Source organism: Moorena sp. SIO2C4, from assembly GCF_010672485.1.
Classification (GTDB): Bacteria; Cyanobacteriota; Cyanobacteriia; order Cyanobacteriales; family Coleofasciculaceae; genus Moorena; species Moorena producens.
On record NZ_JAAHGN010000105.1, the window covers coordinates 1 to 11,605 of the forward strand.

The following is an 11,605-nucleotide window of genomic DNA, read 5'->3' on the forward strand; positions in this document are numbered from 1 at the left end:
CTTGCTTGGTGGACGGGCAGCGTAAGAGATTGTGTTTAATAGCATTACCACCGGGGCTTCCAATGACCTCCAACGAGCTACGGATTTAGCGGAGCAAATGGTAACCACCTATGGCATGAGTAAAGTGCTCGGACCCTTAGCTTACCAGAAAGGTCAGCAGTCAAACTTTCTCGGAGATGGGATGATGAATCCCCGCCGCAATGTCAGTGATGAAACTGCTAAAGCAATTGATGATGAAGTCAAAGAGATTGTAGAAACAGGTCATCAACAAGCATTAGCGATTCTGAACGAGAATCGGGAGTTGCTCGAAACCATTGCTCAACAAATATTAGACACAGAAGTAATTGAGGGTGACAAATTGCAAGAGCTTTTGAGTAAAGTTAAGTCTGCCGAGAAGGAGGCTGCTGTAGTTTAACACCCAATTAGTTCATCCTGTTTAACTAAAAATTAACCACTGTATAGCCATTAAAATGGGGGTGATTAGCACCCCCATTTTAATGAAATAGTTTTAGACTAAAAATCCTCACGGAGTGACAACCCCGTGAGGCTACGGAATTACTCGCTGGTCAAAAAAAAGTAGAAACTTGGCACCAGGCATCAGCAGTTTCAGGACCTGCACATAGCCCTTGGCATCAGCAGGGTTCTCGAACCGAGCGAAAACGACTGGTGGCATCGGTCGTAACAACCTAACCACCACCCATGTCTTGATGCAGTCGCTCATGGGGGAAACCCCCAAGACCGCGCTGCATCGCTGGGTATAGGTGTTGACTATCGGACATAATAAGTTATCTCCTGTAAAGGGGACCCAGAGCCAGCCTATGGCCTTGGAAAACTCTAAGGCTGGCTCTTCCCGTGGATTTTATTTTCCACAATTTCAGTTTAGCACAAAAAGTTTAATATTATAGCATATTTTTTGAAATTTTGTAAATTTTTTTTTTTTAGGGAGCAGGGAGCAGGGAGTGTGGGAAGTATGGGAAGTGTGGGAAGTGTGGTAAATATGGTGAGTGTCCCCCTGATATCGAAGTTTATTGTGGACGAATTAACATCCTTATAACTTAAATAGGTGAATAGTAGTGTTGTTATAAATGGATTATTTGATATTCTAGAAAAAATCGAAAAATGTCCTGGTATGTATATTGATCGTTCTTCGGTAACCGATTTATTTATGTTTTTAGTTGGTTATGAATATGCTCGCAGTGAGATGGATATTGATTTGACTGAAGCAGAAGCAAAATTTTATGATGAGTTTCAACCTTGGCTACAGGAAAAACTGGGGGTTAATTCGGTTACGTCATGGGCTAAGTTAATTATGCTTTCTTGTCATGATGAAAAAGTAGGTTTTGAATCTTTTTTTCGGTTGTTGGCTGAATTTAAACAAAACCATGGCTTGTTAGCTACAGAATCTAGTCATGGTTTAGTTCGTCAATAATAATTATTATTGCTTAAGTTAAAAGATGAATGCTTAGTTTAATAATTATATTTCGATGGTGATAAATAATTAATGAAAAACTATTAAGGATGATTATGGGAAAGTTTAGAGCCCTTGAAGCAGAAATAAATTCTGACTTGGACGAACTAGAGAAGATTTTGGGGTAGGAAATGGGCAAATATGAAAAACTGCTGCAAAAGATTCTTACGGGTACATCCGACAACAACATCAAGTTTTCCGAACTGTGTCAGCTACTCAAAAAATTGGGCTTTGACGAACGAATCAGAGGCGACCACTACATTTTTACCAAGGATAATGTAGAGGAAATCATTAATATTCAGCCTAAAGGTACCAAAGCCAAAGCTTATCAAGTCAGGCAAGTTAGAAATCTAATTGTGAAATACGGTTTAGGAGATAGCGATGTCAATTAAGTATGAATTAATTATCTATTGGAGTGAATCAGACCAAGCTTTTATTGTAGAAGTACCAGAATTACCTGGTTGTATGGCAGATGGTCAAACTTATGTCGAAGCAGTGACTAATGCAGAGGTGGTAATTCAAGAATGGATCGAAACGGCTCAGGAGTTGGGGCGTTATATTCCTACTCCCAAAGGACGGTTAATTTATGCTTAATAGATCCTTCTTAGATCAGATTAGAGCCCATTTTCTTCAGCTGGAGGGGATGCTATCTGAAAGTCTCCCCAGGGTAAACCCATCTAAATTCTCGAAACCTTAATCAGAAATAATAAGCAAAAATACTTATCTAATGACTCTCATATCCAGTAGGTATTTGTAACTAACATGTGTTTACCCTGAACAAAATTTGGAAAGCCTGAACCACCCCAGCCCCTGTTACCACAGTAAATACAGCTTTAAAAGGCAATAAGTTGACGATTTGTGGAGATAATAGGATATAGAGGTAGCTAAATTGCTCAATAAAACTAAATTTGATTAAAAATAAGCGAAAAAGCACCTTTGACACCAGACTAATTAGTCTGCTTTAATCTACTGGCGTGGGTAAAGAAATGTTAACTAACAGAAATTAGTGTTGATTAAATTTGACGGAAACCCCGACTATGACTATTTCTTGATGCACTTGCTCATCAAGAAAACCCGTAAGACGAAGCTGCATCGCTTGTCAAACATTATCCCCATCTGACCACCCGACCATCTCCCTACCTATTTTTTCCAAGGTTGAAACGGCCCTACTAGCACAACAGGTGTACCGGTCGCAATCGGGAATTGAGGAGGGTGATGATTACGGGTATCACTGGTGTGAGTGGGGTTAGCCCGAGCAGGAGGTTAGTAGTAACAAATACCTATTTTAATAGGATGGCTGCCTAATGTCAACCACGAGGAATGATGTCCTTCACCGTAGCAGAGGCTCGTCGTCATGCCTGTATTGCCTCCAGTGGCAGTGCAATCCTCCGCTTTTGGTAAACCTTTAGGACCGATTGAGTCTGTTGTTAACAATACAGTTCTCTAAAAAAATTTGTTGCTACCCCTAGGAAAATTTGTAAATTTTTGTTACATTAATTAAGTAGCAACGCTCAGGTTAGATTATTCACTCCTGACAAAGCAAATCTAAAGAAAATATAAATTCGTCGTTGCTCAAGCGATGCAGCGTCGCGAAAAAGGGTTTCCCCCACTCGCGCTTTGCATCAAGACATTGAAAAATCAATTTAGATCGTCTGGTTTTGGTAAATCCCCCGTTGCTTCCCCAACTTTGGCCGGAGTTGATGCTTTTGTTATCCCCCGGTGCGCTTACAGTCGTCGAATTTAATTCGCTGAAGGTGCACACCGCCAAATTGGAAGGCTAGGGGAATGGAATTATACCGAGCATCAGCAATGCCATGTAAATTTTTCCATACCATTCGGAACACCCAAACAAGTAATATCGCAGCAGCAGAAGTATGGTTCAAGCTAAACCTAATCCAACATCACCAAAGCTCTTTCCTTCAGAGTCAGAGCAAATTATTCAATTCCACCATCCAGAGAAGTACCGCACCTCAGAGTGGTACACCGGTCATGGAGAAATCGCTGCTAGTGGAGACGGTCGCTCTTTTGAAATCTCTGCTACCTATGCGCTAAAGGCAACAGTTAAGTTAGTGGACGGGGTTTTCAACCCTGCCAATCCCACCTTGGCGGAAGTTTACAGTCGTCGCGGTCGTTGTGTGGCAATTGTGGATCAGACCGTAGATGAGCTTTACGGAGCCTCAATTCGCCGCTACTTCGAGGAGTATGAAATTCCTCTAAAGTTGCAGGCTTGCCGTGCTTGGGAATCTGACAAAACTCCGGAAACTGTCCACCGCTTGCTGAAATTTTTAGGTAAAGATGGCTGCGACGTGTCCCGGAACGAACCCGTACTAGTGGTAGGCGGCGGTGTTCTCAGTGACGTAGCCGGACTTGCCTGCGCCCTACAGCACCGACGCACTCCTTATATTATGGTCGGAACCACGGTTGTGGCTGCTATCGATGCTGGTCCGTCGCCCCGCACTTGCACCAACGGTGCCCAATTCAAGAACAGCATTGGATCCTATCATCCTCCGGTAGTGACTTTAGTAGACCGGAGTTTCTTCCGTACTTTGGCGACAGGTCATGTCCGCAACGGTATGGCAGAAATTATTAAAATGGCAGTCACCGATGATCTGGTTCTGTTTGAGTTAATGGAACAATACGGTCCTCGCTTAGTAGAGACTCACTTTGCGACCATAGATGGCGATGAGAAACTGGCAGCGATCGCTGATACAGTAATCTATCGGGCATTGTTCTCCTACATGAAGCATGAAGGAACAAATATGTTCGAGACTTACCAAGACCGTCCCCACGCTTATGGTCACACCTGGAGTCCTCGCTTTGAACCTGCTGCTAAATTAATGCACGGTCATTCTGTCACCATTGGCATGGCGTTCGGCGCGACTTTAGCTGCAGAGATGGGCTGGCTCAAACCAGAAGAACGCGATCGCATTATTGCATTGTGTCGCTCTCTCGGTCTGTCTGTTTACCACCCCATCCTAGAAGATATTGACCTGATGCTTGAAGGTCAGAAAAATATGCGGCGCAAGCGAGGAGAAGGGGGTTTGTGGGCTCCACTGCCGACAGGGATTGGTTCTTGTGATTACGCTCAAGAGGTATCGTCAGGATTGCTAGAAGCAGCCATTGACAAGCATAAGCAATTATGTTCTTCTTTTCCTGATGCTGGAAAAGGCACAGAAATGTACCTCAGTGACCTCGGCCTTGAATAAAAGGAGTAAAAATGACTAACCTACTACAAAGTCCCCCAACTCCAAGGCCCGTAACTCCCTTAGGGATTTTAGTCCAACAGCTGGAAGGGATTGTCGAGATGGCCGAACAGGAGAAAGTGCCCGCTGCTCTGATGGCGTCTCTCCAACAAGCACTAGCCCTAGCCGCTGGAATCGACCCTTACCTTGAAGAATGTGCAACTCCAGAGTCTCCTGCCCTAGCGGCCTTAGCCCAGAAAACGGCAACAGAAGATTGGAGCAAGCTTTTCTCAGATGAAGAAACCGTGCGCCAGTTGGAGCAGGAAATGCTCTCTGGGCATATTGAAGGACAAACCCTCAAGTTGTTTGTCTACATGACTAAGGCCAAGCGCATCCTAGAAGTCGGAATGTTCACTGGATATTCAGCTTTAGCCATGGCAGAAGCTTTGCCTGAAGATGGGCACTTGGTTGCCTGTGAAGTCGATCAATATGTGGCAGACTTTGCCCGTGCTTGCTTTGAAGCGTCCCCCCACAACAGCAAAATTAAGGTGGAAGTGGCTCCAGCTTTGGAAACCCTAGAAAAGTTGGCAGATGCCCAGGAATCCTTTGATTTGGTGTTTATTGATGCCGATAAGAAGGAATATGTAGATTATTTCAAGGTATTGCTAGACAGGGAATTATTGACTCCTGGTGGCTTTATCTGTGTGGATAATACCCTCCTTCAAGGACAACCTTATTTACCCCCAGAGCAGCAGACTCCCAATGGAAGTGCGATCGCTAAATTTAACCAGTTTGTAGCGGATGACCCCCGAGTGGAACAAGTGTTACTACCCTTGCGAGATGGTCTAACTATCATCCGACGCACCTAGATAAATTACGATCAGACAATAAACAAAAGGCAATGGAGCTGTTCATTGCCTTGTTCTTCCCCTAGTAAATAATGATTGCTTTACTAAAAAATATCGGCACCTTAACGTTACTGTTAATTGCCTTACCTCTGAATGCCACTCTTGTCTTTATTTCCCTGGTAATCAATTGGATAACTTCCCCATTTCCCAGACAAATAGCTGTTGAAGGTGCCAAAAACATCTTGATTACCGGGGGCAAAATGACCAAAGCCCTACAACTGGCTCGCTCTTTTCATAAGTCTGGGCACAATGTCTTTTTAGTTGAAACTCATAAATATTGGCTATCTGGTCACCGATTTTCTAATGCGGTTAAAGGGTTTTATACCGTACCAGCACCAGAAAAATATCCCAATGGTTATTCCCAAGCCTTACTAAAAATTGTTCAAAAAGAAAACATTGATGCCTTCATTCCCGTATCTAGTCCAGTAGCGAGCTATTATGATTCCGTAGCTGGAACGTTACTCTCCCCCTACTGCGAAGTCATCCACTTTTCTCCTGACATCACCCAGATGTTAGACGACAAATTTACATTGTGCGAGCAAGCCCGTTGTTTGGGATTATCAGCACCAAAATCCTTCCTAATTACCGATCCACAACAAATTCTAGATTTTGACTTCAAATCAGATGGGAGTCGGTATATTATCAAAAGCATTCGCTATGATTCAGTCTCTCGCTTGGACATGACCAAGTTTCCCTTTGAAGGAATGGAAGATTATGTCAAAAATCTTCCTATTACAAAGGAAAACCCTTGGACAATGCAAGAGTTTATTACTGGTCAGGAATATTGTACCCACAGTACAGTCCGCAAGGGAAAAATTAGACTTCACTGCTGTTCCCCATCGTCTCCTTTCCAAGTCAATTATCAGCATCTTGATAAGCCTGAGATATACTCATGGGTGGATAAATTTGTCAAGGAATTAAATTTGACAGGACAAATTTCCTTTGACTTCATTCAAACCGAAGACGGCACCGTCTATCCCATTGAATGTAATCCTCGCACCCATTCTGCTATCACCATGTTTTACAATCATCCAGGATTAGCAGATGCTTATCTTAAAGATAGTGAGGATGAAAATGAACTACCGATTGTGCCCCGCCCTGACAGTAAGCCAACTTACTGGCTCTATCATGAAATTTGGCGGCTGACTGAGATCAGGTCATGGTCAGATTTACAAGCTTGGATTCAAAAAATTGTCAAGGGTACAGATGCCATTTTTCAAGTCAACGATCCCTTACCATTTTTAACCGTACCCCATTGGCAAATTACCTTACTATTATTAGAGAATTTACGGAAACTAAAAGGCTGGGTAAGGATTGATTTTAATATTGGTAAATTGGTAGAATTGGGTGGGGATTAAATAGCGATAGGCTTAAGATTCGCCCTATCAAAAAAGTTAAGCAATATATGTTACCAAGTAACAGCACTTCGGAAAGGGAATCTACCCTCAATCATCCCACCATCGGTATCATCGGTTGCGGCAATATTGGAGGGCGACAAGCTGCTAATTTTATAGCCCATAGCTACTCGGTCTATGTCTAGGACATCAATCCAGATGCCATGGCTCAGTTGCAGCCTTTAGGTGCCTGTATTGTCGAGAGTTGTGCCGAACTTGCCACTTATGCGGAAATAATCTTTACCGCCCTACCAACTCCAGCGGATGTGATCACAGCTGTGCTAGAGGGTCCGAAGAACCTTTCTCAAGGATTGCGCTCCGGCAGTGTTTACATAGACCTTACCACCAACTCTCCCGAAACCATACTCAGACTTCATGAAGCCATGGAGCAACTGGGGGTTGAAATGTTAGATGCCCCCTTTAATGATTGCCCTGTAGGTGCCCAAAGCAAAGGCGGTATGGGTTTAGCAATTATGGCCAGTGGCTCAAAAGTAACATTCCAGCGAGTGCAGCCTATCCTGGAACTCATGGCTGATCGAGTTCTCTACTGTGGAGAGATTACCACGGGGACTAAATGCAAACTGATCCACAACGCAGTGAATGCTGTTGCAGTCCAAGCCGTGAGTGAAGGAATTACTTTAGGTTTAGCCCAAGGCATACCCCTAGAAATTATTTGGGATACCCTGCGGTTTGGATCCTTTGGTCAGAGTGCTGGCGACATTCATGGTTTACCCCACTATTGGTTTTCCCGGCGCTGTGATGACATCTCTAAGCACCCAGCCTTTACGGTTAAACTACTGCATAAAGATTTGCGGATTGCTCTAGGGATGGCTAATCAGAGTAATATCTGTGTTAACCACTTAAGCTTGACAGTCAAAGACTATGAAGAAGCAGAGCGACGGGGTTGGTCTAACTACGCTACCACCAAAGTCCGCTGCCTGCAAGAGGAGCGAGCTGGAGTCATTGCTAAAGCCGCTCTACCTGTAATCTCCAGTGACACCCAACCGCAACCCCAGTCTACCCCCACGGGGACAGAGAATTCTGCGATCATCAAAAAAGGGATATTCTCTGTGTTGGCTGTGTTAGTACTAGTGATAGGAAGCAACCTTTTTAAATTAGGATTACATTGGCTATTGGAGATCCTAAATTAAAAATAATAATCTAAATTAAAATTATAATTTTCCTCCGCTGGCAAGGTTTAAAATAATCTGTAAATGCTAGGCATTTTACATATAAAAAATTATATGACAGCTACTTTTGCATTTATACTGTTTTTATAACCCTAGTCATATAGTCTATAAACTCGAAACAAAATACAACTAATGATTACTTGGGAAATAGCATAAAAATTAATAAATAAATGAAAGCAATATCAGTAAATTATACATTTTTTTAGGTTAGATTATTTTTAATATATAAAAACTATGAATATCCAAGCAAAAAATTTGCGTATACAATACCTATATTCAGTTCCAATAGATTCTTTGGCTGCATTAATAGGTAGCATAATGTGTCTATCTTTATCACCAATTTTTATACGTTTGAGTGAACTAGAAATGGGACCAAATGCCACAGCATTTAATCGTTTCTGGATTGCAGCTGTTGCCTTTGGACTACTGAGTAACTTGTTAAATGTGCCTCACCAAAATAAGGACACTGAACCTAAACTACAGAAAAATCATCTGGGAGCAGAAAAAAGGCTACTGATTGCAGATGGTTTGCTTTTAGCGATGGCTTTGATAGCTTGGACTTGGTCTTTAACTCAGACGAGTGTTGCCAACTCTAGTATCATGCATAATATGGCTCCCATATTTACTATCTTAGGAGGCTGGCTAGCTTTTGGTCAGCTCTTTGACCGTCGATTTATCTTGGGTATGTTTGTTGCGATCGCAGGAGTAATGTTACTAGAAATAAATGACCTGTTTTCATTTAGAATAGGCCCACAACTACTAGGAGATTTTGGAGCTTTACTCTCAGCAATATTTTTTGGTTTACACCCATTGATTGCAGAGCAACTTCGCACTAAGTTTAACTCTGTGACAATTATGACTTGGTCTTCTACAACCAGTTTTCTGTTGCTATTTCCTGTTGCTGCAATCACCGAAGAGCAACTTTTTCCGAGTTCCGTAACTGGGTGGTTTTCAGTAATTGCCCTAGCCTTCGTTGGTCAAATGTTGGGTATAGGACTTTGGACTTATTGCCTCAAAAAGATATCTTCAGGGTTTGCTAGCCTAGTTGGTTTGATTGTTCCTGTTCTCAGTTCCCTCGAAGGTTGGGCAATTTTCTCAGAACCTCTTAGTTTTTTTAATTTAGTCAGCTTTGTTGTCATTTTAGTGGGAATGTATTTAGCGATTTCTAGCAGGTCTGCTATTAAATCTCCCATTGAATCGGCTAATAGTTAAGTTTAACGACTGAATCTATCAAAATTTGATCTTATCAACATCGCAGGTCAGCTATCAGTTATCAGCTATCAGTTATCAGCTATCAGTTATCAGCTATCAGCTATCAGCTATCAGCTATCAGCTATCAGCTTATGCGCTACGCGCACGCTTCGCCTTTGGCCACGCTACGGGAACAGTTTTTGAAGAAAATAAGCACCTCAAGCAGCGTGAGCTTTAGGCTCACGGCTGACCACTGAAAGCTGACCGCTGTTCGCGTAGCGTGCGCGTAGCGCATATGCTTACCATCGAAGTATTAACATTAAACATTTGTGGTGCCATATAATCAAATGAAGATTTAGTTAATAAGATTAACCATTCCTAGCAATGGTTAATTAACCCCTAAACAAACCTAATGGCTAAACAAGTTGGGATTGCACTGACGTTTATCATCTTCCTGTTGTTATTTACAGCAGTGGGTATTTACTCGGCAACCCGCAAACAAAATACTACCACCGATTATTTACTGGCTAGTCGCAATGTCAACCCTTGGCTGACAGCACTTTCGGCAATGGCAACTGGTCAAAGTGGTTTATTATTCATCGGTCAAGTGGGTTTTGCCTACAAAATAGGCATTTCCTCCCTCTGGCTGACCATTGGTTGGGCAATTGGGGACTATCTTGCTTGGTATTTTATTTTCAAACGGTTGAGACAGCTCTCTGAGGAAACTGCTTCAGATACTGTCTCCTCTTTTCTCAGTCAAAATATGAAAGGCTCCCGTTTGATTGCGATTATCTCTGCTATAATTACTATTGTATTTCTAGGTTCCTACGCCGCAGCCCAACTGGTAGCAGGAAGCAAAGCACTCAATGCTGTGTTCGGATGGAACTATAATTTAGGCATCATTATAGGAGCAGTAATTGTCGTGATCTACTGCTTTTCTGGGGGAATTCGCGCCTCAATTTGGACCGATGCCCTACAAGCAACAATCATGATCGGTTCCTTGTTAGTGTTGTTAGTAGTGGCGGTTGCGAGTTGTGGTGGAACCGGGCAAATGTGGCAATCTTTGGCAGCCATTGATCCAGCTTTAATCAACTGGAATTATTCTCAGCAACCGTGGGGATTTGCGCCTTTCTTTATTGGTTGGATAGTAGCTGGTTTTGGTGTGGTGGGACAACCCCACATTATGGTGCGCGCTATGGCAATTGACTCAGCCGACAACATTGCTTTTGCCAGAAATCTCAAAGCTGCTTTGGGTTTATTAACCTCGATATCGGCTATGGGGATCGGCTTAGCAGGGCGAGTGTTGATACCAGATTTGTTGGCTTCAGGGGATCCTGAATTGGCACTTCCTTACCTATCGTTGAAATTGTTACCAGTAGTTTTAGTGGGATTGATGCTTGCTGGGCTGTTTTCTGCCACTATGTCCACAGCAGATTCTCAAATACTCTCTTGTTCAGCTGCCCTAACCCAAGATATTTTTCCGGCTGCAGCTCAATCTTACAAATTCGCAAAGGTAGGAACCCTAACTGTAACAGCAGTAGTTTTGGCGATCGCCCTACTTGGCAATAACAATGTCTTTGCTTTAGTGACTTTTTCTTGGTCGGCTCTGGCTTCAGGTTTGGGTCCTTTATTAATCTTGAGAGTTTGGCAGCGACCAGTGAATTTCATCACAGCGATCGCAATGATGGGAATTGGGATTGCTACAGCTTTGATTTGGAATTTAGGACTTGATTTGTCTAGTGCGATTTATGAAGTGCTTCCAGGTATGGCTGCAGGAATGGCAGTCTATGGAATTGCTCAGTTTTTAAAACATCCTAAATGATTCCGTTTTTAGTTGTTTAGTTTAGTTCTTTATAAAAGGAGATTATTTATGTCAGTACTTCGCATTCTTCATTTAGTTGGGTCTGCAGACAATGACTTTTACTGTGATTTGTCACGCCTTTACGCCCAAGACTGTATTACTGCAACGGCGAATCCTTCTCTCTACGAATTTCATATTGCCTACATCACCCCCGATCGTCAGTGGCGGTTTCCCCAATCCCTCAGTAGCGAAGACATCGCCGCAGCCAAACCCATGTCCCTCTCTGAGGCTGTAAAATTCATAACAGCACAAACTATTGACCTAGTGCTGCCACAAATGTTTTGCATTCCTGGCATGACTGAATACCGCGCCCTATTCGATCTGCTTAATATTCCCTATGTGGGCAATACCCCAGATTTGATGGCACTAACTGCCCATAAAGCCAGAGCTAAGGAGATTGTGGCAGCGGCA

The 11,605-nt window shown here is 42.8% G+C and carries 11 protein-coding genes and 2 pseudogenes; 12 read left to right on the plus strand and 1 reads right to left on the minus strand.

Annotated features, from left to right (window positions below; genetic code table 11):
* Nucleotides 1-415 (plus strand): annotated as a pseudogene (locus F6K20_RS08395) (cell division protein FtsH); the annotation flags it as partial.
* Between the two features lie 132 nt (nt 416-547).
* Here the strand turns inward: F6K20_RS08395 and F6K20_RS08400 are convergent.
* A complete protein-coding gene (locus F6K20_RS08400; RefSeq protein WP_229419996.1) occupies nt 548-721 on the minus strand; it encodes a hypothetical protein in 174 nt (57 codons plus the stop codon).
* Between the two features lie 342 nt (nt 722-1,063).
* Here F6K20_RS08400 and F6K20_RS08405 point away from each other — a divergent pair, with 342 nt between their 5' ends.
* The 11 genes and pseudogenes from F6K20_RS08405 to F6K20_RS08455 form a co-directional block, all read left to right on the plus strand.
* The gene (locus F6K20_RS08405; RefSeq protein WP_229419995.1) at nt 1,064-1,429 is read left to right on the plus strand and encodes a hypothetical protein; all 366 of its coding nucleotides are present in this window, start codon (nt 1,064-1,066) and stop codon (nt 1,427-1,429) included.
* Nucleotides 1,430-1,599: 170 nt separating this feature from the next.
* Nucleotides 1,600-1,860: a type II toxin-antitoxin system HicA family toxin gene (locus tag F6K20_RS08410; RefSeq protein ID WP_071104744.1), complete on the plus strand. Its 261-nt coding sequence runs from the start codon at nt 1,600-1,602 to the stop codon at nt 1,858-1,860.
* Entirely contained in the window at nt 1,850-2,062 is a 213-nt protein-coding gene (locus F6K20_RS08415) for a type II toxin-antitoxin system HicB family antitoxin (protein ID WP_071104743.1), read from the plus strand. Before F6K20_RS08410 ends, F6K20_RS08415 begins: the two co-directional genes overlap by 11 nt.
* A gap of 1,280 nt (nt 2,063-3,342) precedes the next feature.
* On the plus strand, nt 3,343-4,674 hold the full coding sequence (locus tag F6K20_RS08420; RefSeq protein WP_071104742.1) for a sedoheptulose 7-phosphate cyclase: 1,332 nt from the start codon (nt 3,343-3,345) through the stop codon (nt 4,672-4,674).
* Between the two features lie 11 nt (nt 4,675-4,685).
* Complete coding sequence (locus tag F6K20_RS08425; protein ID WP_071104741.1) at nt 4,686-5,519, plus strand: O-methyltransferase; 834 nt, start codon at nt 4,686-4,688, stop codon at nt 5,517-5,519.
* 71 nt (nt 5,520-5,590) lie between these two features.
* Complete coding sequence (locus F6K20_RS08430) at nt 5,591-6,916, plus strand: ATP-grasp domain-containing protein (RefSeq protein WP_071104740.1); 1,326 nt, start codon at nt 5,591-5,593, stop codon at nt 6,914-6,916.
* Between the two features lie 185 nt (nt 6,917-7,101).
* A complete protein-coding gene (locus F6K20_RS08435; protein ID WP_287264919.1) occupies nt 7,102-8,103 on the plus strand; it encodes an NAD(P)-dependent oxidoreductase in 1,002 nt (333 codons plus the stop codon).
* A 273-nt stretch (nt 8,104-8,376) separates the two neighbouring features.
* A complete protein-coding gene (locus F6K20_RS08440) occupies nt 8,377-9,354 on the plus strand; it encodes a DMT family transporter (protein ID WP_071104739.1) in 978 nt (325 codons plus the stop codon).
* Nucleotides 9,355-9,379: 25 nt separating this feature from the next.
* A complete protein-coding gene (locus F6K20_RS08445; RefSeq protein WP_137985527.1) occupies nt 9,380-9,571 on the plus strand; it encodes a hypothetical protein in 192 nt (63 codons plus the stop codon).
* A 174-nt stretch (nt 9,572-9,745) separates the two neighbouring features.
* On the plus strand, nt 9,746-11,155 hold the full coding sequence (locus F6K20_RS08450; protein ID WP_071104738.1) for a sodium/proline symporter: 1,410 nt from the start codon (nt 9,746-9,748) through the stop codon (nt 11,153-11,155).
* A gap of 48 nt (nt 11,156-11,203) precedes the next feature.
* Nucleotides 11,204-11,605, plus strand: a pseudogene (locus F6K20_RS08455) (D-alanine--D-alanine ligase family protein); the annotation flags it as partial.